The organism is Cupriavidus sp. 30B13, assembly GCF_049059565.2.
In the GTDB taxonomy this organism is placed as follows: domain Bacteria; phylum Pseudomonadota; class Gammaproteobacteria; order Burkholderiales; family Burkholderiaceae; genus Cupriavidus.
On sequence record NZ_CP188224.1, the window covers coordinates 1,601,640 to 1,625,063 of the forward strand.

Below are 23,424 nucleotides of genomic sequence, written 5' to 3' on the forward strand. Positions count from 1 at the left end.
TTGCTTTCCCACATACGTACTATCACCTAATGCTGCGTTGCGACATTCCTTTTGCTACAATTAGGGAAAACCCGATGCGGGTTATCCCTTAAGGAGTGAATCATGACCAAGCAATCCGATATCAAGATGACCGACCAACTCGAACGCGAGCTGATCGAACGCGAACTCGGCCCGCGCAGCCCGGCCTTCATCGACGACGTGAAGAGCGCCATCGCCGCCGTGCAGCGCGTCTTCGGCCGTCTGCAAAGCCAGGCACGCAAGGCAAAGATCGCCTACGCCAACGGCTGATCGCGGCAGTCGCAACTGTCATCAGGAGTTCAGCGCTGTTGCTGTACTCGGTAGTCTGAAGTCTGTCGTTTGCGATCTGTCGGTAGTCGATAGTCGATAGTCGCCTTTGCAGTTCGTAGTTCTTCGCAGTATCGGTTTGACGGCCATGCGGCCGCAGCTTTGCAGATCGTGCCGAGGCACGCATCGGCGCGGGCGCGGGCATCGGCATCGTCGGACCCGGCGCGGGTGTTCCGCGCGGCAAGACCGGCCAACGCGTCGCTCCAGGGAGCGCAGCGCTTTTGGCCGGTTTTTTTATGCCTGGACGCCGCCGCTCAATGGCCCAGGAGGTCTTCGCTGAGTGCCCACAGGCGCTCAGCCGCGGCCGGGTCGACCGCGTAGGGCATCACGCCGGTGAGCCGCATGGCGTCGCGCATTTCCATGCGCTGCGGCTGTTCTGCCATGAGCGCCGCCACTTCGACGTTCTCGCAATAGACGCCGCCCATGCCGTCGAGCCGCGGGCTGGTCGCGCACCAGACGCTGGTGGCCGCGCCTTGCTCCACGGTTTTCAATTGCCGGGACGGATCGCGTATCGGGTTGCCGCTTGCGTCGAGGACGCCGGCGGCGACCAGTTGTTCACGCGAGAGGTATTTGCCCAGCCCGGTGTCGACGATGGCGCCCGGATGCAGGGAAAAGGCGCGGATGCCGTCGCCGCGGCCGCGCGCGTCCAGCGCCACCGCGAACAGGATGTTGGCGGTCTTCGACTGGCCGTAGGCCGACCATGGATCGTAGGGGCGGCGCTCGAAATTCGGGTCGTCGAACACCACCGGCGAATAGCGGTGGCCGAGCGAGGAGACCGACACCACGCGCGCGCCGCCGGCCTGGCGCAGCGCCGGCAGCAGCCGGGAGGCGAGCTGGAAGTGGCCGAGGTGGTTGGTGGCGAACTGGCATTCGTAGCCGCGCGCGTCGCGGGTCAGCGCCGGCACGGCCATGATGCCGGCGCTGTTGACCAGGATGTGCAGCGGCTGGCCGGCGGCGAGGAAACGCGCGGCGAATGCGTCGATCGAGGCCGGGTCCAGCAGGTCCATCGGTTCCACTTCGGCGTCGATGCCGGACAGCGCCGTCCGCGCCCGCTCCACGTCGCGGGCGGGAACGAGGACGCGCGCGCCGGCCGCGCGCAGCACGCGCGCGGTTTCGCGGCCGAGCCCGGAATAGCCGCCGGTCACGATCGCGGTCTTGCCCGAGAGGTCGATGCCGGCGATGACTTCGCTGGCGGTGGAGGCCGGGCCGAAGCCGGAGCCGATGGGTTGTTGTTCGGTGAGCATGGTGTCCTTTGTCCTTTCGGGGATTGGGGGTGCGGGGCCAGTGTAGGCGCGGCGGCCTGGACGATGAATGCTCTAGAATCCCGAATACTTTCGTGTGCGTTCAGAAATGATGGCCGACCTGCTTTCCGACATTCTCAAGCTCGCCGACGCGCAGCCCGCCGTGGCCGGCGGCTTCTGCGCGGGCGGGGCGTGGGCGATCCGCTTCCCCCAGCCCGACAAGCTCAAGTTCTTTGCCTTGCTCAAGGGCGGCTGCTGGCTGCGCATCGACGGCGTGGCCGAGCCGGTGCGGGCGGAGCAGGGGGACGTTTTCCTGCTGTCGGGCCAGCGCGCCTTCGTGCTGGCCAGCGACCTGGACCTGGAGCCGCTCAGCGCGGCCGCCCTCTTCACCGGCAGCGCCAGCAAGACGGCGAAGCTCGGCGACGGCAACGACTGCGTGCAGATCGGCGGGCATGTGCGCCTGGACCCGGTCAACGGCGCCTGGCTGGCCGACGCGCTGCCGCCGCTGGTCCATATCCGGGCCGCGTCACCGCAGGCGGCGGTGCTGCAATGGCTGCTTGGCCAGATGGTGCGGGAGCAGGAGGCGGAGCGTCCCGGCAACCGTCTCGCGTCGGCCTACCTGGCGCAACTGATGTTCGTGCAGATGCTGCGCGTGCACCTGGATACCACCGCCGATCTCGACGGCGGCTGGCTGCGTGCCATCGGCGACCGCCGGCTCGCGCCGGTCCTGCAACTGATGCATGGCGAGCCCGGCCGCGCATGGCGGCTGGAGGAGCTGGCCGGCGCGGCGGCCATGTCCCGCACCGCGTTTGCCACGCACTTCAAGGCGGTCGCCGGCACGGCGCCGCTGACTTGGCTGACCGAATGGCGCATGCGGCTGGCCCGGCGCGCGCTGCGCGACGAAAGCACGCCGATCGCCGTGCTCGCGGCGCGCTTCGGCTACGCATCCGAAAGCGCCTTCAGCAATGCGTTCAAGCGCGTGACCGGCGATTCCCCGCGCCATTACCGGCGCGCGGGGAAAGCGGGCTGAAGGAAGGCGGAAGGGCGCCCGGGCGCGCTGCGCGCGCCGGGCCTGGCGCGGGCCGCCGCGCGGCTCAGGCCTGTTCCTCGATCCACATCGACAGCCGCGCCTTGTAGGCCTGCTGGATGTGCCGCCGCATGATCTGCTCGGCCTGCGCCGGATTGCGCTGCTCGAGCGCGTCCACCAAGGCGGCGTGATCCTGGTAAGAGACCTGCGCGCGCCCGGGCAGGGCCAGCGTGGTGCGGCCCAGCAAGGCCATCGATTCGTGCAGCGAGCGCAGGGTCTTGAGCAGGTAGCGGTTGTGCGCGCAGCGGTGCAGCGTCTCGTGGAAGAGCCGGTTGTTGGCGGCGAGCCTGTCGGGGTTCTCGGCGATGGCGAGGTCGCGCTGCACGATATCGCGCAGCAGCGAGATTTCCACGTCGGTGGCATGGCGCGCGGCCAGCGCCGCGGCGGTGCCTTCGAGCATCTCGCGCATGACGTACAGCTCGCTGACCATGCTGGCGTCGAGCTGGGTCACCATCATGCCGCGGTTGGGCTCGTTGACGACCAGCCCCTCGGATTCCAGCCGCGACAGCGCTTCGCGCACCGGCGTGCGCGACAGCCCGAGCGTGGCGGCCAGCTCCACTTCGCGCAGGCGCGTGCCGGGCGGCAGTTGCCCGGCCTGGATGGCATTGCGCAGGTGCTGGTAGGCGCGCTCGGCGCGGGGCAGCGAAGCGTCGGGGCCGGGCGCGGCGGGATCGGCGGAAATCATCTCGGCAGGAAGCGGGAACGGCCGGGGCCGTGGGGTTCGTCATGGGCAGCGCGGCATGCGGATGCCGCCGCCATGATACCCGCTCCGGTGTCCGCCACGGCGTGGCAGGACAATGCCGCCGCCGCTGCGCGGGCTCAGGTGCCGATGCCGGCGGGCGAACTGAACGGGTGGTACTGGTAGAGCCAGGTTTCCGACAAGGGTTTGCCGTCCAGCCGCAGGAACAGGCGCATGTCGACCGGGTCCTTGCCGTCGACGCTCAGGTCGAACTGCGCGCGCCAGTGCCCGGCCACGCCGTCGGGCACCGCCTCGGCGAAGACGCGGGAGAAGGTGCCGCGCGAGCTGGTCAGCACGGCTTCGGGCCGGGTGCCGGAGGGCAGCTTTTCGAGCGGGGCGCCCTTGAACTCCACCATGAACTTGCGCACGCCCTGCGGGCGCGGCTGGCCGGGCTGGCCGCCGTTGCCCAGGCGGGTGGCCACGCAGCGCGCCAGCGGCGTGGGGTAAGGCTCGTCCGCCAGCCAGTGCAGGCGGTAGCGCAGGCGGAAATCGCTGCCGGCGCGGGCGGGTGCCCTGGGCACCCACATGGCGACGATGTTGTCGTGGATCTCGTCGTCGGTGGGAATCTCCACCAGTTGCACCGCGCCCTGTCCCCAGCCGTCGAGCGGCTCCACCCACAGGCTGGGGCGCCGCTCATAATGCACGCCGTCCTTATAGTGGTCGAAATCGCGGTCGCGCTGCAGCAGGCCGAAGCCGCGCGGATTGTCGTCGCCGAAGCTGGAGGCCGTGGTGCGCGGCGGATTGTTGAGCGGGCGCCAGATATGCTCGCCGGCGCCGTTCCAGAGCGCCAGGCCATCGGAGTCGTGCACCTCGGGGCGCCAGTCCACGGCGGTGCCCTTGATGGCTTCGGAGAACCAGCACATCGAGGTCAGCGGCGCCAGGCCCAGGCGCGCCACGTCCCTGCGCAGGAACAGCGCGCAGTCGACGTCCATCAGCACGCCCTTGCCGCGCTGCATGACGAAGCGGTAGGCGCCGGCCACGCTGGGCCCGTCGAGCAGGGCGTAGATCTTGACGGTATCCGCGTTGCCCGCCGGCGGCTCGAAGAAGAGGTGCGTGAAGGCGGGGAATTCCTCGGGCTTGCCGGGCTCGGCCACGTCGATGGCGATGCCGCGCGCGGACAGGCCGTACTGGTAGAGCTCGCCGATGGCGCGGAAGTACGAGGCGCCGAGGAAGGCGACCCAGTCGTTCTGCTTCCAGTCCAGCTTCTTCTGGTCGCGCAGGCGGCTTTCCTGGAGGCGGAAGCCGGCAAAGCCGCTGCCGCGCGGCAGCTTGTGGGCGGGGCTGTCGGGCGGCATGTCGAAGTACGACTCGTCATAGACGATCTCGCGCGCGGCCGGCGCGCCGCGGACGCTGTCGATCACGTGCATGCGCACGGGCTTGCGGAAGAAGGTGCCGAGATGGAAGAACGTCACCGGAAACTGGCCCGGACCGTCCGCGAAGAGGGCTTCGTCCGGCCTGAAGCGGATCTTGCCATGGGCTTCGTAGTCGATCCGGTCCAGGATGTCGGCCGGCGCCGTGGCGGGCGGCGCATAGGGCTTGCCCGCCATGGCGCGGGCCTGCGCGATCAAGGTATCGAAGCCGAAGGGGCGGGCGTCGCCCAGCTTGATCCGGCTGGCGGCCAGGGCGGACGGCGTGATGCCGAGCGCCGCGAGCGCGGCGCTGGCAGTGGCGGAAACGAGCAGGGTGCGGCGATTCGTCATCGAGAGCGGGGTGTCCTGGGCGTGGTGCTCCGGTGGGCAGAACTCTAGAAGACGCCAGGGAAAGGGGAAAGTTCGGGCAACGGCCGCTTGAAGTGATGCAAAAGCATCGTGCCAGGGCTTTCGTCGCGCGCGATGCGATGCGTTCCGAACAGGCCGGCTGGCCCGGATGCGGCCGTTCGCCGTAGCTGATATCCGGGCGGCCGATGCCGAGCGGATTGAGGTTGACTCCTGCTTTGTGGAATGTAGTATGTGATATATCAAAAAATCCATTCAAGGCAGCGGGAGACGACAGCATGAAAATCTGTATCTATGGCGCCGGCGCGATCGGCGGGTATCTCGGCGCACAGCTTGCGCTGGCCGGCGCGGATGTCAGCCTGGTGGCGCGGGGGCCGCACCTTGCCGCCATGAAGGCCGATGGCCTGCGCCTGCAGATCGACGGCGAGGAGCGCGTGGCGCGGGTCCGCTGCACCAGCGATCCGGCCGAACTGGGGCCCCAGGATTATGTGTTCATCACGCTGAAGGCGCACTCGGTGCCCGCTGTGGTCGACCTCATGCAGCCTTTGCTCGGCCCCGGCACGGCGATCGTGACCGGCGTCAACGGCATTCCGTACTGGTACTTCCACCGGCATGGCGGCGCGCTGGCCGGCACCACGCTGCAGAGCGTGGACCCGGGCGGGCGCCAGTGGCACGGCTTCGGGCCGGAGCGCGCCATCGGCTGCGTGCTGTACCCGGCCGCGGAAATCGTCGAGCCCGGCGTGATCCGCCATGTCTATGGCAAGAAATTCCCGCTCGGCGAGCCGGACGGCAGCAAGTCGGCGCGGGTGGCTCACTTGAGCGAGATGATGGTCTCGGCTGGCCTGGAGGCTCCCATCCGCGACAATATCCGCGACGAGATCTGGCTCAAGCTGTGGGGCAACCTGTGCTTCAACCCGATCAGCGCGCTGACGCATGCCACGCTGGACATCATCACCGCCGATCCGGCCACGCGCGCCTTGTCGCGCGCCATGATGCTGGAGGCCAAGGACATCGCCGAGCGCTTCGGCGTGCATTTCCGCGTGGACGTGGAACGGCGCATCGACGGCGCGGGCGCGGTGGGGGCGCACAAGACGTCCATGCTGCAGGACCTGGAAGCGGGGCGCGCCATGGAAATCGACCCCTTGCTGACGGTGGTGCAGGAAATGGGGCGGCTGGTGGGCCGGCCGACGCCGATGGTCGATGCCGTGCTCGGCCTGATCAAGCAGCGCGAGCGCATGGCGCAGGCGGCCTAGCATCGCCCGCCGACACGGGGACGAGGGCCATGCGGACGGCAGCGATTATGTGATATACCATATACGCCAGTAACGGCCGCCGTCCGAATGTGGCTGAATTTATGCCAATTGTGCATTTTTCTATGCATTCCGCGCATGCAAGGCGGCTTTTGGTAAGCTAGGCGGCAAGCCGCCGGCGCCGCTTCGCGGGCGCCGGCGGTGCTGGTATCAATATGAGCCCTTCCATGTCTGCGCAAAGCCAATCCGCCGAACAGCCCGCCGGGCTGACCCTGTCCCTCCAGCCCATCAATGCCGGCGCCAGCCTGCGCGACCAGGCCTACGCCATGCTGCGCCAGGCCATCGCCGACGCCGACATCTACCAGTCCGACGAGGAAATCCGGCTCGACGAGCGCGTCCTGAGCGAGGCGCTCGGCGTAAGCCGCACGCCGATCCGCGAGGCCATGACGCTGCTCGAGCAGGAGGGCTTCCTGCGCACCGTGCCGCGGCGCGGCATCTACATCATGCGCAAGACCAAGCGCGAGATCGTGGAGATGATCCAGGTCTGGGCCGCGCTGGAAAGCATGGCCGCGCGCCTGGCCACGTTGCATGCCACCGACGAGGAAATCGCCACGCTGCGCCATATGTTCGACAGCTTCCGCGATGCCACGCCGGCCGAGCATATCGAGGAGTACTCCGACGCGAACATTGCCTTCCACCAGGCCATCGTGCAGTTGTCGAAGTCGCAGGTCATCATGGACTCGATCAAGAATATCTTCGTCCACGTGCGCGCCATCCGGAAGATGACGATCTCGCAGAGCGACCGGGCCTCGCGTTCCATCGTCGACCACCTGCGCATCATCGAGGCACTGGAAAAGCGCGACACCGAACTGGCCGAGAAGCTGGCGCGCCAGCATTCGCTCGACCTGGCGGACTACGTCGAGAAGCATTGCGACTTCCTGGACTGAAAGACTGCCTGCTGCGTTCCGGCCAGCCGGAGCGCCGGCAATGACGAAGCGGGCGCGGGAGCCTTGCAAGCTCCCGCGCCCGTCTTGCCTGCATGCCGCCGTACTACGCCCCCATGGCTTCCGCCATCGTCTTGCCCAGCTCCGCCGGCGAGCGCGCCACGCGGATGCCGGCCGCGCGCATGGCGTCGATCTTGGCATCGGCCGTGCCCGTGCCGCCCGAGATGATCGCGCCCGCATGCCCCATGCGGCGGCCGGGCGGGGCGGTGGTGCCGGCGATGAAGCCCACCACCGGCTTGAGGCGCGCACCCCGGCGCCCGCCGCTGCGCACGTCCTGCAGGAAGCGGGCGGCATCTTCCTCGGCCGAGCCGCCGATCTCGCCGATCATGATGATGCCTTCGGTGTCGTCGTCGGCCAGGAACATCTCCAGGCAGTCGATGAAGCTGGTGCCGTTGACCGGGTCGCCGCCGATGCCGATGCAGGTGCTCTGGCCCAGCCCGGCGGCGGTGGTCTGCGCCACGGCCTCGTAGGTCAGCGTGCCGGAGCGCGATACCACGCCGATCTTGCCCGGGCGGTGGATGTGGCCCGGCATGATGCCGATCTTGCACTGGCCGGGGGTGATGACGCCGGGGCAGTTGGGGCCCACCAGCCGGCTGCCGGAGCCTGACAGCGCGCGCTTGACGCGCACCATGTCGATGACCGGGATGCCTTCGGTGATGCAGACGATCAGGCCGACGCCCGCATCCGCCGCCTCCAGGATGGCGTCGGCGGCGAACGGCGGCGGCACGTAGATGACCGAGGCGTCGGCGCCGGTGCGCTCCACGGCCGCGGCCACGGTGTCGAACACCGGCAGGCCGAGATGGGTCTCGCCGCCCTTGCCGGGCGTCACGCCGCCGACCATGCGCGTGCCGTAGGCCGCGGCCTGTCCGGAATGGAAGGTGCCCTGCGCGCCGGTGAAGCCCTGGCAGATCACCCTGGTGTCTCGATCGATCAGTACGGCCATCTTATTTTCCTCCCCTGGCATGCGCGGCCTTGACCGCGTTCACTACTTTTTCGGCAGCGTCGGCGAGGTGATCGGCCGACACGATGGGCAGGCCCGAATCGCGCAGGATGGCCTTGCCCAGCTCCACGTTGGTGCCCTCCAGCCGCACCACCAGCGGCACGGTCAGGTCGATCTCGCGCGCGGCCGCCACCACGCCTTCGGCGATCACGTCGCAGCGCATGATGCCGCCGAAGATATTGACCAGGATGCCTTCGACCTTGGGGTCGTCCAGGATCAGCCGGAACGCGGCGGTGACGCGCTCGCGCGTGGCGCCGCCGCCGACGTCGAGGAAGTTGGCCGGCTCGCCGCCGTGCAGCTTGATGATGTCCATGGTGGCCATGGCCAGCCCCGCGCCGTTGACCATGCAGCCGATATTGCCGTCGAGCTTGACGTAGTTCAGCCCGTGGCGCGCAGCCACGGTCTCGGCGGGATCTTCCTCGGTCTCGTCGCGCAGCGCCTCGATGTCGGGATGGCGGTAGAGCGCGTTGTCGTCGAAGTCGAACTTGGCGTCGAGCGCGACCAGCTCGCCGGCGCGCGTGACCACCAGCGGGTTGATCTCCACCACCGAGGCATCCAGTTCGACAAAGGCGCGGTAGGCCGCCAGGATGAAGCGCGCGGCCGCGCCCACCTGCTGGCCTGACAGGTCCAGGCCAAAGGCCAGGCGGCGCGCGTGGAAGGGCTGGATGCCGCTGGCCGGGTCGATCGACACCTTCAGGATCTTCTGCGGCGTGCGCGCCGCCACCTCCTCGATCTCCATGCCGCCCTCGGTGGAGGCCATCACGGTCACGCGCGAGGTGGCGCGGTCGATCAGCATGCCCAGGTACAACTCGCGGGCGATCTCGCAGCCTTCTTCCACATAGAGGCGGCGCACTTCGCGCCCGGCCTTGCCGGTCTGCCGGGTGACCAGCACGGCGCCGAGCATCTGCCCGGCTTCGGCCCGCACCGCGTCGACCGACCTGGCCACGCGCACGCCGCCCTTGCCGCCAGGATCGCCGCGGAAGCGGCCGGCGCCGCGGCCGCCCGCGTGGATCTGGGATTTCACTACCCAAACCGCGCCGCCGAGCTTGCGCGCGGCGCTGGCGGCTTCCTCCGGGGTAAAGGCAACCGCGCCGCGCGGCACGGCCACGTCGAACCGCCGCAGCAGTTCCTTGGCCTGATATTCGTGGATGTTCACGGGTCTCCTCGCTCTTGTGATTGCGCAGCCCGGCGCGCCTGGGTTGGCCCGTCGGCGATCACGCTGTGAAATATGGTATGTAATATATCAATAGGAAACAAGAAAAAGAGCCGATTAAGAGGTCAAGAAAACACCGCGGCACGGAGGGCTGGGGAGGGCTGGCACGTTAGTGCGGATGCGGAATTAGTCGGCATCGATTCAGCAATTTCCATCATCCATGCGCTTGTTTCGCTGAAATCCCCCTGAATTGCTGCATCGCGTCGTCGAAACCCACCTGGCGTCAGGCAGATTTCTCTTGAGCTTCATTGATATATCACATACCGTATTCAACAAGGTCCGGCTAAAAGGATCGGGTGCGTCGCAGAGTGGACGCAAGAGGCACGCCGCGGCCGGCCGGGAGGCAGGATGGCGGCGACAGGCGATAGGCGAGGGTGTCGTGACCCGCGCCGGCGGCGGGCGTCGCGTTTCACAGCCAGCCGCAATCCAGTCAACGAGGAGACCAAGACATGTCTGCAGTCGTATCCACGCGGCCCGAGTCCACCACCACGGCCGAAGACACCCTGAAGCAGAAGACCCGCGACGCTGGCGTGATTTCCGGCGGCCACCTGGTGGCGCGGGCGCTGAAGAACGAAGGTGTCGACACCATCTTCACGCTGTGCGGCGGCCATATCATCGACATCTACGACGGCTGCGTGGACGAAGGTATCCGCATCGTCGACGTGCGCCACGAGCAGGTCGCCGCGCATGCGGCCGACGGCTATGCGCGCCAGACCGGCAGGCTCGGCTGCGTGGTGACCACCGCGGGCCCTGGCTGCACCAACGCCGTGACCGGCGTGGCCACGGCGTTCCGCTCCGAAAGCCCGGTGCTCCATATCGGCGGCCAGGGCGCGCTGTCGCAGCACAAGATGGGCTCGCTGCAGGACCTGCCGCACGTGGACATGATGTCGCCCATCACCAAGTTCGCCGCCACCGTTCCCAGCACCGAGCGCGTGGCGGACATGATCTCCATGGCCGTGCGCGAATGCTTCAACGGCGCGCCGGGGCCTTCCTACCTGGAGATCCCGCGCGACGTGCTGGACCGCGAGGTCGACCTCGCGCGCGCCGTGATCCCGCGGCCCGGCCACTACCGCGCTTCCACCAGGTCGATCGGCGACCCCCGGGACATCGAGCGCCTGGCCGACATCCTGGTCGATGCCGAGCGCCCGGCCATCCTCTACGGCCAGCAGGTGTGGACCGCGCGCGGCCACCAGGAAGCCATCGCGCTGCTCAAGGGCCTGGACATCCCCGGCTATTTCAACGGCGCCAGCCGCGGGCTGCTGCCGCCGGGCGATCCGCACCACTTCGACCGCACGCGCACGCAGGCTTTCGCCAATGCCGACGTGCTGATCATCGTGGGCACGCCGTTCGACTTCCGCATGGGCTACGGCAAGCGCATCAGCCGCGAACTGACGCTGGTGCAGATCGACATGGACTACCGCACGGTGGGCAAGAACCGCGAGATCGACCTCGGCCTGGTGGGCGATCCCGGCGCCATCCTCGGCGCGGTGCTGCAGGCGGCCGGCGGGCGCATCAAGAACGACAAGCGCCAGGCGCGCCAGAAGTGGATGGGCCAGCTGACCGAAGCCGAGGCCGTGGCCACCGAGAAGCTGATGCCGCTGTTCCGCTCGGAAAATTCGCCGATCCATCCGTACCGCGTGGCCTATGAGCTGAACGAATTCCTGGGCGACGACACCGTCTATATCGGCGACGGCGGCGACGTGGTGACCATCTCCGCGCAGGCGGTGCGCCCGCGCCGCCCGGGCCAGTGGATGGACCCCGGCGCGCTCGGCTCGCTGGGCGTGGGCACCGGCTTCGCCATCGCCGCCGGGCTGGCCAATCCGGACAAGGAGATCCTCTGCTACTACGGCGACGGCTCGTTCGGCATGACGGCCTTCGACATGGAGACCGCCAACCGTTTCGGCGTGCCTTACCTGGCGGTGATCGGCAACAACTCGGCCATGAACCAGATCCGCTATGGCCAGCTGGCCAAGTACGGCGAGGAGCGCGGCAACGTCGGCAACCTGCTGTCGGACGTGCCGTTCTCGAAGTTCGCCGAGATGCTGGGCGGCTACGGCGAGGAAGTGCGCGACGCCAGCGCCATCGCCGGCGCGCTGCAGCGCGGGCGCGAAGCGGTGCGCCGCACCGGCAAGTCCGCCGTGATCAACATCTGGGTGGATCCGCGCGAATACGCGCCGGGCACCAAGAACCAGACCATGTACAAATAACCGCGCGGCAAGGAGACAACGATGGACAAGGCACTGGACGGTGTGCGCATCCTGGACATGACGCATGTGCAGGCAGGCCCTTCGGCCACCCAGTTGATGGCATGGCTGGGGGCGGACGTGATCAAGGTGGAGTTGCCCGGGCGCGGCGACATCACGCGCAGCCAGCTGCGCGACGTGCCCAACGCGGACAGCCTGTACTTCACCATGCTCAATTCCAACAAGCGCAGCCTCACGCTCAACATGAAGACGCCGGAAGGCAAGGCGCTGCTGGAGGACCTGGTGCAGCGCTGCGACGTGCTGGTGGAAAACTTCGGCCCCGGCGTGCTGGACCGCGCCGGCTTCGACTGGGAGCGCCTGCAGGCGCTCAACCCGCGCCTGATCTACGCTTCCATCAAGGGCTTTGGCCCGGGCCCGTTCGCGGACTGCAAGGCCTACGAGAACGTGGCGCAGTGCATGGGCGGCGCGGCCAGCACCACCGGCACCGCGGAAGGCGCGCCGACCGTGACCGGTGCCCAGATCGGCGACTCCGGCACCGGCATCCATTGCGTGGTCGGCATCCTGGCGGCGCTGCTGCAGCGCGAGCATTCGGGGCGCGGCCAGCGCGTGGAAGTGGCCATGCAGGACTCGGTGCTCAACCTGTGCCGGGTCAAGCTGCGCGACCAGCAGCGCCTGGCCGCCGGGCCGATGCGCGAGTATCCCAACAAGGAGTTCGGCGACTTCGTGCCGCGCGCGGGCAATGCCTCGGGCGGCGGCCAGCCCGGCGCGGCCTTGCGCTGCGCGCCGGGCGGCGCCAACGACTACGTCTACGTGATCGTGCAGCCGCAGGGCTGGGAGCCGCTGATGCGCCTGTGCGGGCGCGAGGACCTCATCACCCACGCGCAGTTCGCCACGCCGGAGGCGCGCCTCAAGTGCCTGGACGAGTGCTTCTCCATCATCGAGAAATGGACGCGCACGCGCACCAAGTTCGAAGTGATGGACGCCCTCAACGAGGTCGACGTGCCGTGCGGGCCGATCCTCTCGATGAAGGACCTGATCGAAGACAAGTCGCTGTACGAGCGCGGCTACCTGGTCGAGCTCGACCATCCGGAGCGCGGCCAGTACGTGCAGCTCGGCTGCCCCATCACGCTGTCGGCCTCGCCGGTCACGGTGGAGCGCTCGCCCTTGCTGGGCGAGCATACCGAGGAAATCCTCGACTGGCTGGGCCGCACGCCCGCGCAGATCGAAGCCTTGCGCGCCGCCGGCGCCGTCTGAGCGCCCGGGCTTCAGGCACATCCCCTGGCAAGTCTGCACACCGCCCGCCCTCGCGCCCGCCGCGAGGGCGCGGGGCGGTGCATCCCGCTGCAACCCGAAAAACAGAACAGATGGAGACCTGACATGGCACACGACAAAGAGGCGGTGCGCAAGATCCTTGCCGCCGTGAAGGAAGAGGGCCGCGCGTCATTGACCGCTCCCGAGGGCAAGCTGGTATGCGATGCCTACGGCATCGGCGTGCCGGGCGAGGGCGTCGCCAGGACGCCGACCGGCGCGGTCGAGCTGGCGGCGCAGATGGGCTACCCGGTGGTGCTGAAGATCGTCTCGCCGGACATTTTGCACAAGACCGAGGCCGGCGGCGTGCTGGTCGGCCTGAAGGATGCCGCCGAAGTGGAGCGCGGCTACCTGGCCATCGTCGACAACGCGCGCAGGTACGACGCGCAGGCCCGCATCGTCGGCGTGCAGGTGCAGCAGATGATTCCCGGCGGCCAGGAAGTCATCATCGGCGCGGTCACCGATCCCTCCTTCGGCAAGCTGGTGGCGTTCGGCCTCGGCGGCGTGCTGGTCGAGGTGCTCAAGGACATCACCTTCCGCATGGCGCCGGCCAGCCAGGAGGATGCGCTGTCGATGCTCGACGGCATCGCCGCCGCCGAAGTGCTCAAGGGCGTGCGCGGCGCCGAGCCGGCCAACCGCGAGGCGCTGGCGGGCATGATCCGGCGCGTGTCGGAACTCGTCAGCGATTTTCCGGAGATCGCCGAGCTGGACCTCAACCCGGTGTTCGCCAGCAAGGACGGCGCCATCGCCGCCGACGTGCGCATCGTGGTCGATTTCTCCCCGCAGCCCGAGCGCTACCGCCCCACGCAGGACGAGATCGTGCGGCAGATGAACCGCATCATGCGGCCCGATGCGGTAGCGGTGATCGGCGCCTCCGCCGAAGACGGCAAGATCGGCAACTCGGTGATGAAGAACCTCGTCAACGGCGGCTACCAGGGCAAGATCTACCCGATCCACCCCAAGGGCGGCGAGATCATGGGCATGACCGCCTACAAGAGCGTGCTGGACGTGCCGGGCGAGGTGGACGTGGCGGTGTTCGCCATTCCCGCCAGGCTGGTGGCCGGCGCGCTCGAGGAAGTGGGGCGCAAGCGGATCCCGGGCGCGGTGCTGATCCCGTCCGGCTTCGCCGAGACCGGCAACGTGGAGGGCCAGGAAGAGATCGTGGCGATCGCGCGCAAGCACGATATCCGCCTGATGGGGCCGAACATCTACGGCTTCTACTACACGCCCAAGAACCTGTGCGCGACCTTCTGCACGCCATACGACGTCAAGGGCAAGGCGGCGCTGTCGTCGCAGTCCGGCGGCATCGGCATGGCCATCATCGGCTTCTCGCGCTCGGCCAGGATGGGCGTGTCCGCCATCGTCGGCCTGGGCAACAAGTCCGACATCGACGAAGACGACCTGCTGACCTTCTTCGAGCAGGACGACAACACCGAGATCATCGCCCAGCACTGCGAGGACCTGAAGGATGGCCGCGCCTTCGCCGAGGCCGCGCGCCGCGTCTCGAAGAAGAAGCCGGTGGTGGTGCTCAAGGCCGGGCGCACCAGCCTGGGCGCGCGCGCCGCCAGTTCGCACACCGGCGCGCTGGCCGGCAACGACAAGATCTACGAGGACGTGTTCAGGCAGTGCGGCGTGATCCGCGCCCGCTCGCTGCGCGACCTGCTGGAGTTCGCGCGCGGCATTCCCAGGCTGCCCACCCCCAAGGGCGAGAACGTGGTCATCATCACCGGCGCCGGCGGCTCGGGCGTGCTGCTGTCGGATGCCTGCGTGGACAACAACCTGTCGCTGATGACCATGCCGGACGACCTCGACGCGGCCTTCCGCCAGTTCATCCCGCCGTTCGGCGCGGCCGGCAACCCGGTCGACATCACCGGCGGCGAGCCGCCTTCCACCTACCAGAACACGCTGCGCCTGGGCATGGAAGATCCGCGCATCCACGCCATCATCCTGGGCTACTGGCACACCATCATCACGCCGCCGATGGTGTTCGCCAGGCTGGTGGTGGCGGTCAAGGAGGAGATGGCCGCGCGCGGCATCGAGAAGCCCATCGTGGCCTCGCTGGCGGGCGACGTGCAGGTGGAGGAGGCTGCCGAATACCTGTATGGGCACGGCGTGCCGGCCTATGCCTACTCGACCGAGATCCCGGTCGCGGTGCTCGGCGCCAAGTACAAGTGGGCGCGCGGCGCGGGGAAGATCTGACCCGGGCGACGGCGCCGCGCCGCGCGGCGCCGTCGCCACGACAATGCGGCGCAAAGGCGGGCGGCGCACAGCCGGGCCCGCCGCAGGAGTTTGCTGTGCAGACATGGATCCGCTTCCAGACCGGCGACGGCGCGATCGGCTTCGGCCGCATCGAGGGCGATCGCGTGGCCGAATACGATGGCCCCGGCTTTGCCGGCCCGCAGCCCACCGGCGCCACGCTGCCGCGCGCAGGCCTGCGCCTGCTCAGCCCGTGCGAGCCGGGCAAGGTGGTGGCGCTGTGGAACAACTTTCACGCGCTCGCGCGCAAGCTCGAGAAACCGGTGCCGCGGCACCCGCTGTTCCTGATCAAGCCGGCCAGCTCGCTGGCCGGGCCCGGCGACCCCATCGTGCGCCCGCGCAGCTACGCGGGCAAGATCGTCTACGAGGGCGAACTCGGCATCGTGATCGGCCGGCGCTGCCGCGACGCGGCGCCGGCAGAGGCCGCCGCGCATATCTTCGGCTATACCGTGGTCAACGATGTCACGGCGTCGGAGGTGATCGGGGAAGACCCCGGTTTCCCGCAGTGGTGCCGCGCCAAGGGCTTCGACACCTTCGGCTGCATCGGCCCGGCCATCGTCACCGCGTTCGACTGGCGCGCGGCGCGCGTGGTCACGCGGCTGGACGGCACGGAGCGGCAGAATTATCCGCTCTCCGACCTGATCTTCTCGCCGGAGCAGCAGGTCAGCCTGATCTCGCAGGACCTCACGCTGATGCCCGGCGACGTGATCGCGTGCGGCACCTCGCTCGGCGTGGGGTCGATGAAGGACGGGGCCGTGGTGGAGGTCAGCATCGACGGCATCGGCGCGCTGGTCAATCACATGCGCGGCTAGGCCGGCAGGGCGCGCGCGACCGCCGGCGGCGCCGTCAGAGCGGCAGTGTCATCAGCAGCGTCAGCGCCGAGGTGTCGCGCACGCTCGCGCGCGCGGTCAGGCGGCGCAGCGCCGCCAGCGCGGCGCTGCCGGCCTCGCCGATGCGGTTGGCGATGTTCAGGCGCGCCAGCACACGTGTGGCGAAGCGCAGCGAGAAGGGCACCTGCTTGCGGCAGAACGCCACCTTGCGCACATAGCCGTCGACCTCCCACAGCCACGTGGTGTTGGCCGGGAAGTAGGCAATGTCGCCGGCGCGCAGCACATGCACGCGCCCGTTGGCGCCGGTGACCTGGACCTTGCCTTCCAGTATCACCACCGTTTCCTCCCAGCCGTAGTACCACTGGAAGGTGCCGCCGGTGCATTCCCACAGATTGGTGCAGGCCAGTCCGTCGAGCGCGCGCGAATGCAGCGCGGCCCGCGACTGCGGTTCGCCGCCGCGGACCCAGGCAGGCTCGATCGGGCAGGCGTGCATCGCTATGTCGCGCGCGTTGGCGAAGACGCCTTCGCGCCGTTCCGCGCGGGTGCGGGCCGCCGGCGCGGCGGCGCCGGATATCGTTTGCGTCTGCGATTCCATGTCGGCCTCCCGTTGTCCTGTTTTTTGTCTTGCCTGTCAGGCAGACATTAGCGGGGCGGCGGCGCAGGCTAAGTGCGCAAGCGCACTTTCATGGCGGGTCTGGCGCGCGGGCCGGTGCCGGCCCGCGGCGCTCCGGCATGGCGCGGCGGCTCAGTTGGCCCGGCCCGCCAGCGCGCGCAGGTAGTCGCTCTTCTTGTCGAGGATCAGGCGGCTGAGGAAGTCGGCGTCGTAGGCCTTGAGCAGGTGCGCGTGGTATTGCTCGAGATAGCGCGCGATGCGGCTTTGCTCGCATTCGATGCCGCACAGCCAGGCGTACATCTCGCTGTCCCAGCGAAAGCGCAGGCCCAGCTCGGTGAAGGCGGCGTTGTAGGCGGCAAGCTGGGCGTCGTCGGCCGCGGCGGGCGCGGGGGCGGCGGGGGTGCCGGGGCGGACTGCGGACTGGACCTGGTTCATGATCGGACTCCTCGGGCGCTGTGCAGTGGTGGGCCTGAGTCGAAGCATAGGGTTGCCGATCGATTAACGATAATTAAAGTTGGATGGACTAACCATAATCTATTGTTTATGGACTGAAGGCGACTGGCGCTGCGGCCTGATCAGCCTGTCCACGCCGGTAATGCGCTGGATCAGGCTGGCGCCTTCCTCCATCAGGAAATGCTTGAAGGCGAGCGCCACCGGCGGCAGGCGCTTGTTCTTGCGGTGCACCACGTACCAGTTGAGCATCACCGGGAAACCTTCGATGTCGAGCACGGCGAGGTTGCCGGTCTGCAGTTCGAGCCCGACCGTGTGGGCCGACAGGAAGGCGATGCCCATGTTCGCGATCACGGCCTGCTTGATGGTCTCGGTGCTTTTGATCTCCATCGCGATGCGCATGTTGGAGAGCCGGCCGGCGAAACCTTCCTGCATGGAGTTCCACGTGTCGGAGCCTTTCTCGCGCGCGACGAAGGCTTCGTCGGCCAGCGCCGCCAGCGGGATGCCGCGCGCGCCCACCAGCCGGTGGCCGGGCGCCGCGACGATGACGTAGGGATGGGGCGCGAACGGCTCGCTGATGGTGTCCATGCCTTCGGGCGGGCGCACCATCACGGCGAGGTCGGTGAGATTGCCGGCGAGCTGGTGCAGCAATTCCTCCCGGTTGTGCACCGCAAGGTTGAGCGTCACGCCATCGTGGCGCTGCATGAACTGCGCGAGCAGGCGCGGGAAGAAGTAGTCGCCGGCGCTGATCACGGCCACGTTGAGGCGCCCGCCGGAGATGCCCTTGAGCTGCGACATGGCGTCTTCCGCTTCGCGGAATTGCTGCATGATGCTGCGGCTGTAGTGCAGCATCTCGATGCCCGCCGGGGTGAGGTAGATCTTCTTGCCGAGCTGCTCGAACAGCGGCAGGCCGACGTGCCCCTCGAGCTGGCGTACCTGCGTGGAGACCGCGGGCTGGGTCAGGTGCAGTTCCTCCGCCGCGCGCGAGAAGCTCAGGTGCCGGGCTACCGTCTCGAATACCTTCAACTGGCGCAGCGTCGCGTTCTTCATGCACTGGTCCGCCCGACATATAAGGGATCGTCAATGATCATAATAAAAAACTTTATGCTGTGCCGTACTTAGTTTGAACTAGCATCAGTCCACGGATGCAACGTGCCGCAATGTCAGGCGCGCTCGATCAGTAGTGACCAAGGGCTCCCGCCAGAGAAGCCTTCCCCTCGCGCCGCAGAGCGCGACAGCACTATGCAGGAGACACGACATGACGCACGACAACACGGCGGCCTCCGCCCACGGCCGTTCCGGCTGGCTCCGCAACCGCTGGTTCCAGCTCGCGATCGGCGTGGTCTGCATGGGGCTGGTGGCCAACCTCCAATATGGCTGGACGCTCTTCGTCGGGCCGATGAACGCCAGGCATCACTGGGGCGAATCGGCGATCCAGGTTGCCTTTTCCATCTTCATCGTGACCGAGACCTGGCTGGTGCCGCTCGAGGGCTGGCTGGTCGACAAGCTCGGCCCGCGCCCGGTGGTGGCGGGCGGCGCGCTGTGCGCCGGGCTGGCCTGGGTCATCAACGCCTATGCCACCAGCCTGCCGCAGCTCTATCTCGCCGCGGTGATCGCGGGCATCGGCGCGGGCGGGGTCTACGGCACCTGCGTGGGCAACGCGCTCAAGTGGTTTCCTGACCGGCGCGGCCTGGCCGCGGGGCTGACCGCGGCCGGCTTCGGCGCGGGCTCGGCGCTCACCGTGATTCCCATCGCCAACATGATCCAGCGCTCGGGCTACGAGCATGCCTTCATCACCTTCGGCATCCTGCAGGGCGTCTGCATCCTGCTGATGGCGCTGCTGCTGGTCAAGCCGCGCCCGCCCGCGGGTGCTACGGCGGGCAAGGCGGTGCTGACCAACCCGATCGAGTTCACGCCGGGGCGCATGGTCAGGACGCCGGTGTTCTGGGTCATCTATGCCTCGTTCGTGGCGGTGGCCGCGGGCGGCATCATGGCCACCGCGCAGCTTGGCCCCATCGCGCGCGATTTCGGCTTCGCCTCGATGCCGGTGACGATGCTGGGCTTCACGTTGCCGCTGCTGACCATGACGCTGTCGATCGACAACCTCTGCAACGGGCTGACACGGCCGCTGTGCGGCTTCATCTCCGACCGCATCGGGCGCGAGAACACCATGTTCTTCATCTTCATCGGCGAGGGGCTGTCGCTGCTCGGGCTGATGGAGTTCGGCCACAACCCGTACTGGTTCATGACCTTCGCCGCGCTGACCTTCCTGTTCTGGGGCGAGATCTTCTCGATCTTCCCGGCGCTGTGCGCCGACACCTTCGGCAGCAAGTTCGCCGCGGCCAACGCCGGCACGCTCTACACAGCGAAGGGCACCGCGGCGATGCTGGTGCCGCTGGCCTCGGTGCTGTCGGCGCACGGCGGCTGGGACGCGGTGTTTACGGCCGCGGCGGCGGTGACCATCGTCGCGGGCCTGTCCGCCAAGCTCGTGCTGGCGCCGATGCGCAGGCGCTTCATTACCGGCCATGAAGGCGAAGCCGTGCCGGTGGGGACCGACAGCGCCGCCTACCTCGCCGCACTGTCGCCCCGCAAGAGCGAGTAGGCGGGGCGCCGCGGGGCATTGCAACAGCAAGCAGCCCGGCCCAGGCGGCCGGGCATCGCGCATACAGAAGGGGGCATCATGAATATCTCGCTTCCGCAGCTCAAGGCATTTGCCGCCGTGGCCCGCCAGAAAAGCTTCACGCGCGCCGCCGCCGAACTCGGGCTCACGCAGTCGGCCATCAGCCGCAGCGTGCGCGAACTGGAGGACGAGATCGACCAGCGCCTGTTCGACCGCACCACGCGGCAGGTCGAGCTCACCGACGCGGGCGAGCATTTGTCGCAGCGCATCTGTCACCTGATCGAAGAGGTGGAGCAGACCCTGCGCGAAAGCCAAGGCACGGGCAAGGCCTGCCAGGGCACGGTGCAGATCGCGTCCGACCCGGTGCTGTCCTCGATGTCCGTGCCGGCATGGCTGGCGGGCTGCCGCACGGCCTGGCCCGGCATCGGCATCTGCCTGAAAGACCGTCCGCACGATGCCGTGCTGCAATGCGTGCGCAGCGGCGAGGTGGACTTCGGCATCGCCACCAACCCCGAGGCGGGCGACGATCTCTATTGCGAGGCGCTGTGCGCCGATCCGTTCCACGCGGTGCTGCCGTCGCAGCATCCGCTGGCCGCGCGCGAGGCGATCGGGTGGGGCGACCTCAACGATGCGAACGTGCTGATGCTGGACCACAGCTCGGGCATCCAGCCGGCGGTGGAGCAGGCCTTCGGCGTCTATCACGTGCGGGCGGGATCGCTCCAGGTGCTGGGCCACTTTGCCGCGATCTTCGGCATGGTGGCGCTGGGGCTCGGTATCGGCATCGTGCCGTCGCGCGCGCACGGCGCCGGCCTGAACCCGGCGGCGGTCATGCGGCCGCTGCGGCCGCAGGTCACGTCGTCGGTGATGCTGGTGCGGCGCAAGAGCCGGTCGCTGAAGCCGAACGCGGCCGCCATATGGGATGCGCTGCGTGGCATGGAGTATGAGCAGGCGCGGATGGCCAGGGCGGGCTAGGGACGGGCGGTCCGCCTGCGCAAGCGGTCGGGTCTTGCCGGTACCGCCTGGCGGTGCCCGGACCCCAAAATTTTCTCTGATATATTACATACAGGATATTTACACATAGTGCGACGCAGCATATAATGAAAACTCCTACCCACCATCCATATCGGAGTTTTCTGATGGACAGCGTTCTTCTCCTCGGTCTTGCCTTTGGTGCGATTACCTTTGGCGTCGGCGTCACCTTCCTGATCGCTACCCGCGTGCCCACCGTGGTGCTGGCCCGCGCGCAGGAACATGGCCGTTTCGCGGGTCTGGGCGCTTCGCAGGAAACCACCGGCGTGGGCCGTCCGCGTTCCGCCGCCAGTGGCGTGGGCGCCGCGCCGCAGCTCGCTCGCGCGTAATGCTCCCGGCAGGGCGCGAGACCGGGGGACCTGCCGGTTCCCGGTCGCGCTCGCCAGGTATCTCTTCCGTTGACCGCCCCGGTCCTCCGGACTGCCGCCGTCACCGGTGAGTCGGCGCTGGATCGCGCTTGCATCCGCCGCCCGCGACATGCGCCTCGGCGGCTACGCCGCACCCCATACATTGAGAACATTCAGCGGATTTTTTGCCTGACTCGTTCTAGGGACTTTCCCCAATGCCGGGAAATCGCTGCCGGTTTCCGGATTCCCCGCGCTTTCGGCCGGGCTTCGCCTCGCCCGTTTCCGGCCTCCGCATTGATGATGCGCAGTGACCTAAGTCATTGATCCTTCAGCATCGCCGCGCGCGCCGCCGGCCGCCGTTGATGCGTGCCGCGCACCAGTGCGCCGCCTCTTGTTTTCTCGGATTTTCCCCTTGTCTCCACATGCGTTTCAGGCCGCTCCGGTGTGCCCGGGAAGTGACTTGACTATATTGATATATCACATACTGTATAGCACTGAAGCGACCCTGGCAGCCGGGATGCCGCGCCAGGCAAGGGCGCCACGGAAGAGGGCGCCGCCGGCGAGCCGGAATGAAGCGTCCCGCAAGCAGTGTCCACGGACGGTGTCCACGGACACCCTACCCAAAACAAAAGGCGGCTCCGTCCGCCATCAGGAGACACCATGGACCATCAGCAAAACGCGCCCGCGTCACGCTTTGCCTCACCTTGGGTACAACTCTGTTTTGGCGTGATCTGCATGGCGATGATCGCCAACATGCAGTACGGCTGGACCCTGTTCGTCAATCCCATCGACGACAAGTACCACTGGGGCCGCACCGCGATCCAGGTGGCCTTTACCATCTTCGTGGTGACCGAAACCTGGCTGGTGCCGATCGAGGGCTACCTGGTCGACAAGTACGGCCCGCGCCCGGTGGTGGTGGGCGGCGGCCTGTTGTGCGCGGTGGCGTGGGCCCTGAACTCGGTGGCCTCGTCGTTGCCGATGCTTTATTTCGCCGCCGCCGTGGGTGGGGTCGGCGCGGGCGCGGTGTATGGCACCTGCGTCGGCAACGCGCTCAAGTGGTTCCCTAACCGGCGGGGGCTGGCGGCGGGCATCACCGCCGCGGGTTTCGGCGCCGGCTCGGCGCTGACCGTGGTGCCGATCGCCAACATGATCAAGAGCAGCGGCTACGAGGCCACCTTCCTGTGGTTCGGCCTGGGCCAGGGGCTGATCGTGTTCTTCCTCGGCATGGCGCTCTATCCGCCTTCGGCCAAGGTGCTCAGCCAGGTCAAGGACGCCGTCAAGACCGCCGCCTACAACGCCTCGCCGCGCCAGGTACTGTCTTCGCCGATCTTCTGGGTCATGTACGCCATGTTCGTCATGATGGCGGCGGGCGGGCTGATGGCCACCGCGCAGCTTGGCCCCATCGCCAAGGATTTCGGCCTCGACGGCACGCCGGTCTCGCTGCTCGGGCTGACGCTGCCGGCGCTGACCTTCGCGCTGACCATCGACCGCGTGCTCAATGGCCTGACGCGGCCGTTCTTCGGCTGGATCTCCGACAATATCGGCCGCGAGAACACCATGTTCCTGGCCTTCGCGGTGGAGGCGGTCGGCATCCTGCTGCTGGCCCGGTACGGCCAGAACCCGGTGGCCTTCGTGGTGCTGACCGGCGTGGTGTTCTTTGCCTGGGGCGAGATCTACAGCCTGTTTCCCGCCACGTGCGGCGACACCTTCGGCCCCAGGTTCGCCGCGACCAACGCCGGCCTGCTATACACGGCGAAGGGCACCGCGGCGCTGCTGGTGCCTTTCTCCAGCGTGATCACCGCCGCCACCGGCGACTGGCACGCGGTGTTCATGCTGGCCTCCGGCATGGCGGGGCTGTCGGCGCTGCTCGCGATGTTCGTGCTCAAGCCGATGCGCGAGGCGCATGCCAGGAAATACGTGCATGCCAACGCCGCCGCGCCGATGGGCTACCGGGCGGTGCCGGAGGATCTGACCTGACGCCGTCCTGGGGCGGGGGCTTGATGCTTGTCTGATGCAGGGCGGGGGAGTTCCGGCGTTCACGGGAACTCCCCGCTGCATTTTCGGCTGCTCGATGCAGCAGGGGCGGAGGGCGCGCTGTATTTCCCGGATGGCACGCAATTAACGGCCATGAAACCCGGGCATCTGCATGCCGGGGATCGCGCTCAAACCACGA

General features: G+C 68.1%; 20 protein-coding genes. 12 read left to right on the forward strand and 8 right to left on the reverse strand.

Going from position 1 to position 23,424, the window contains the following annotated elements:
- Positions 1–102 precede the first annotated feature (102 nt).
- Complete coding sequence (locus ACKI2N_RS26180) at positions 103–288, forward strand: hypothetical protein (protein ID WP_420991725.1); 186 nt, start codon at positions 103–105, stop codon at positions 286–288.
- A 311-nt stretch (positions 289–599) separates the two neighbouring features.
- Here the strand turns inward: ACKI2N_RS26180 and ACKI2N_RS26185 are convergent, their stop codons facing one another.
- The gene (locus ACKI2N_RS26185; RefSeq protein ID WP_420991726.1) at positions 600–1,589 is read right to left on the reverse strand and encodes an oxidoreductase; all 990 of its coding nucleotides are present in this window, start codon (positions 1,587–1,589) and stop codon (positions 600–602) included.
- A 94-nt stretch (positions 1,590–1,683) separates the two neighbouring features.
- On the opposite strand from ACKI2N_RS26185, the gene ACKI2N_RS26190 reads away from it, so the two are divergent.
- A complete protein-coding gene (locus tag ACKI2N_RS26190) occupies positions 1,684–2,616 on the forward strand; it encodes an AraC family transcriptional regulator (protein WP_420991727.1) in 933 nt (310 codons plus the stop codon).
- 64 nt (positions 2,617–2,680) lie between these two features.
- On the opposite strand, the gene ACKI2N_RS26195 is transcribed toward ACKI2N_RS26190, so the two are convergent.
- Together ACKI2N_RS26195 and ACKI2N_RS26200 are read right to left on the reverse strand one after the other, a co-directional pair.
- Positions 2,681–3,358, reverse strand: a complete 678-nt coding sequence (locus ACKI2N_RS26195; RefSeq protein WP_420991728.1) for a GntR family transcriptional regulator — start codon at positions 3,356–3,358, stop codon at positions 2,681–2,683.
- A gap of 134 nt (positions 3,359–3,492) precedes the next feature.
- Complete coding sequence (locus ACKI2N_RS26200; protein WP_420991730.1) at positions 3,493–5,112, reverse strand: glucan biosynthesis protein; 1,620 nt, start codon at positions 5,110–5,112, stop codon at positions 3,493–3,495.
- Between the two features lie 293 nt (positions 5,113–5,405).
- Between ACKI2N_RS26200 and ACKI2N_RS26205 the strand changes: the two genes are divergently transcribed.
- Both ACKI2N_RS26205 and ACKI2N_RS26210 read left to right on the forward strand, forming a co-directional pair.
- A complete protein-coding gene (locus ACKI2N_RS26205; protein WP_420991731.1) occupies positions 5,406–6,380 on the forward strand; it encodes a 2-dehydropantoate 2-reductase in 975 nt (324 codons plus the stop codon).
- Between the two features lie 224 nt (positions 6,381–6,604).
- Positions 6,605–7,324 carry a GntR family transcriptional regulator gene (locus ACKI2N_RS26210; RefSeq protein WP_420991732.1) on the forward strand — a complete coding sequence of 240 codons (720 nt, stop codon included), beginning with the start codon at positions 6,605–6,607 and terminating at the stop codon, positions 7,322–7,324.
- A gap of 103 nt (positions 7,325–7,427) precedes the next feature.
- Here ACKI2N_RS26210 and sucD read toward each other — a convergent pair whose 3' ends face one another.
- Both sucD and sucC read right to left on the reverse strand, forming a co-directional pair.
- A complete protein-coding gene (gene sucD / locus ACKI2N_RS26215) occupies positions 7,428–8,324 on the reverse strand; it encodes a succinate--CoA ligase subunit alpha (RefSeq protein ID WP_420991734.1) in 897 nt (298 codons plus the stop codon).
- Position 8,325: 1 nt separating this feature from the next.
- Complete coding sequence (gene sucC / locus ACKI2N_RS26220; RefSeq protein ID WP_420991735.1) at positions 8,326–9,537, reverse strand: ADP-forming succinate--CoA ligase subunit beta; 1,212 nt, start codon at positions 9,535–9,537, stop codon at positions 8,326–8,328.
- A 506-nt stretch (positions 9,538–10,043) separates the two neighbouring features.
- Between sucC and ACKI2N_RS26225 the strand changes: the two genes are divergently transcribed.
- The 4 genes from ACKI2N_RS26225 to ACKI2N_RS26240 all read left to right on the forward strand — a co-directional run bounded on the left by ACKI2N_RS26225 (position 10,044) and on the right by ACKI2N_RS26240 (position 16,174).
- Positions 10,044–11,801 (forward strand): thiamine pyrophosphate-binding protein, encoded by a 1,758-nt coding sequence (locus ACKI2N_RS26225; RefSeq protein ID WP_420991736.1) that lies wholly within the window; start codon positions 10,044–10,046, stop codon positions 11,799–11,801.
- 21 nt (positions 11,802–11,822) lie between these two features.
- Positions 11,823–13,052 (forward strand): formyl-CoA transferase, encoded by a 1,230-nt coding sequence (gene frc / locus ACKI2N_RS26230; RefSeq protein ID WP_420991737.1) that lies wholly within the window; start codon positions 11,823–11,825, stop codon positions 13,050–13,052.
- 123 nt (positions 13,053–13,175) lie between these two features.
- Positions 13,176–15,305, forward strand: coding sequence for an acetate--CoA ligase family protein (locus ACKI2N_RS26235; RefSeq protein WP_420991739.1), 2,130 nt, complete (start codon positions 13,176–13,178; stop codon positions 15,303–15,305).
- Positions 15,306–15,400: 95 nt separating this feature from the next.
- Complete coding sequence (locus ACKI2N_RS26240; protein ID WP_420991740.1) at positions 15,401–16,174, forward strand: fumarylacetoacetate hydrolase family protein; 774 nt, start codon at positions 15,401–15,403, stop codon at positions 16,172–16,174.
- 34 nt (positions 16,175–16,208) lie between these two features.
- Here the strand turns inward: ACKI2N_RS26240 and ACKI2N_RS26245 are convergent, their stop codons facing one another.
- From ACKI2N_RS26245 to ACKI2N_RS26255, 3 genes are all read right to left on the reverse strand, one after another.
- Positions 16,209–16,787 carry a cupin domain-containing protein gene (locus ACKI2N_RS26245; RefSeq protein ID WP_420991741.1) on the reverse strand — a complete coding sequence of 193 codons (579 nt, stop codon included), beginning with the start codon at positions 16,785–16,787 and terminating at the stop codon, positions 16,209–16,211.
- Between the two features lie 150 nt (positions 16,788–16,937).
- Positions 16,938–17,240: a LysR family transcriptional regulator gene (locus tag ACKI2N_RS26250; protein WP_420991742.1), complete on the reverse strand. Its 303-nt coding sequence runs from the start codon at positions 17,238–17,240 to the stop codon at positions 16,938–16,940.
- A gap of 99 nt (positions 17,241–17,339) precedes the next feature.
- A complete protein-coding gene (locus ACKI2N_RS26255; RefSeq protein WP_420991743.1) occupies positions 17,340–18,305 on the reverse strand; it encodes a LysR substrate-binding domain-containing protein in 966 nt (321 codons plus the stop codon).
- 208 nt (positions 18,306–18,513) lie between these two features.
- On the opposite strand from ACKI2N_RS26255, the gene oxlT (ACKI2N_RS26260) reads away from it, so the two are divergent.
- From oxlT (ACKI2N_RS26260) to oxlT (ACKI2N_RS26275), 4 genes are all read left to right on the forward strand, one after another.
- The gene (gene oxlT / locus ACKI2N_RS26260; RefSeq protein ID WP_420991744.1) at positions 18,514–19,857 is read left to right on the forward strand and encodes an oxalate/formate MFS antiporter; all 1,344 of its coding nucleotides are present in this window, start codon (positions 18,514–18,516) and stop codon (positions 19,855–19,857) included.
- A 78-nt stretch (positions 19,858–19,935) separates the two neighbouring features.
- Positions 19,936–20,847: a LysR family transcriptional regulator gene (locus ACKI2N_RS26265; protein WP_420991745.1), complete on the forward strand. Its 912-nt coding sequence runs from the start codon at positions 19,936–19,938 to the stop codon at positions 20,845–20,847.
- 164 nt (positions 20,848–21,011) lie between these two features.
- Positions 21,012–21,233, forward strand: a complete 222-nt coding sequence (locus ACKI2N_RS26270) for a hypothetical protein (RefSeq protein WP_420991746.1) — start codon at positions 21,012–21,014, stop codon at positions 21,231–21,233.
- Positions 21,234–21,911: 678 nt separating this feature from the next.
- Positions 21,912–23,228: an oxalate/formate MFS antiporter gene (oxlT, locus tag ACKI2N_RS26275; RefSeq protein WP_420991747.1), complete on the forward strand. Its 1,317-nt coding sequence runs from the start codon at positions 21,912–21,914 to the stop codon at positions 23,226–23,228.
- The last annotated feature ends 196 nt before the right edge of the window (positions 23,229–23,424 follow it).

What these genes read in the sequence shown, in the direction of transcription:
- ACKI2N_RS26180 (WP_420991725.1), top strand. Translation starts at nt 103, where the DNA reads ATGACCAAGCAATCCGATATCAAGATGACCGACCAACTCGAACGCGAG.
- ACKI2N_RS26185 (WP_420991726.1), bottom strand. Translation starts at nt 1,589, where the DNA reads ATGCTCACCGAACAACAACCCATCGGCTCCGGCTTCGGCCCGGCCTCC.
- ACKI2N_RS26195 (WP_420991728.1), bottom strand. Translation starts at nt 3,358, where the DNA reads ATGATTTCCGCCGATCCCGCCGCGCCCGGCCCCGACGCTTCGCTGCCC.
- ACKI2N_RS26200 (WP_420991730.1), bottom strand. Translation starts at nt 5,112, where the DNA reads ATGACGAATCGCCGCACCCTGCTCGTTTCCGCCACTGCCAGCGCCGCG.
- ACKI2N_RS26205 (WP_420991731.1), top strand. Translation starts at nt 5,406, where the DNA reads ATGAAAATCTGTATCTATGGCGCCGGCGCGATCGGCGGGTATCTCGGC.
- ACKI2N_RS26210 (WP_420991732.1), top strand. Translation starts at nt 6,605, where the DNA reads ATGTCTGCGCAAAGCCAATCCGCCGAACAGCCCGCCGGGCTGACCCTG.
- sucD (WP_420991734.1), bottom strand. Translation starts at nt 8,324, where the DNA reads ATGGCCGTACTGATCGATCGAGACACCAGGGTGATCTGCCAGGGCTTC.
- ACKI2N_RS26225 (WP_420991736.1), top strand. Translation starts at nt 10,044, where the DNA reads ATGTCTGCAGTCGTATCCACGCGGCCCGAGTCCACCACCACGGCCGAA.
- frc (WP_420991737.1), top strand. Translation starts at nt 11,823, where the DNA reads ATGGACAAGGCACTGGACGGTGTGCGCATCCTGGACATGACGCATGTG.
- ACKI2N_RS26235 (WP_420991739.1), top strand. Translation starts at nt 13,176, where the DNA reads ATGGCACACGACAAAGAGGCGGTGCGCAAGATCCTTGCCGCCGTGAAG.
- ACKI2N_RS26245 (WP_420991741.1), bottom strand. Translation starts at nt 16,787, where the DNA reads ATGGAATCGCAGACGCAAACGATATCCGGCGCCGCCGCGCCGGCGGCC.
- ACKI2N_RS26250 (WP_420991742.1), bottom strand. Translation starts at nt 17,240, where the DNA reads ATGAACCAGGTCCAGTCCGCAGTCCGCCCCGGCACCCCCGCCGCCCCC.
- ACKI2N_RS26255 (WP_420991743.1), bottom strand. Translation starts at nt 18,305, where the DNA reads ATGAAGAACGCGACGCTGCGCCAGTTGAAGGTATTCGAGACGGTAGCC.
- oxlT (WP_420991744.1), top strand. Translation starts at nt 18,514, where the DNA reads ATGACGCACGACAACACGGCGGCCTCCGCCCACGGCCGTTCCGGCTGG.
- ACKI2N_RS26265 (WP_420991745.1), top strand. Translation starts at nt 19,936, where the DNA reads ATGAATATCTCGCTTCCGCAGCTCAAGGCATTTGCCGCCGTGGCCCGC.
- ACKI2N_RS26270 (WP_420991746.1), top strand. Translation starts at nt 21,012, where the DNA reads ATGGACAGCGTTCTTCTCCTCGGTCTTGCCTTTGGTGCGATTACCTTT.
- oxlT (WP_420991747.1), top strand. Translation starts at nt 21,912, where the DNA reads ATGGACCATCAGCAAAACGCGCCCGCGTCACGCTTTGCCTCACCTTGG.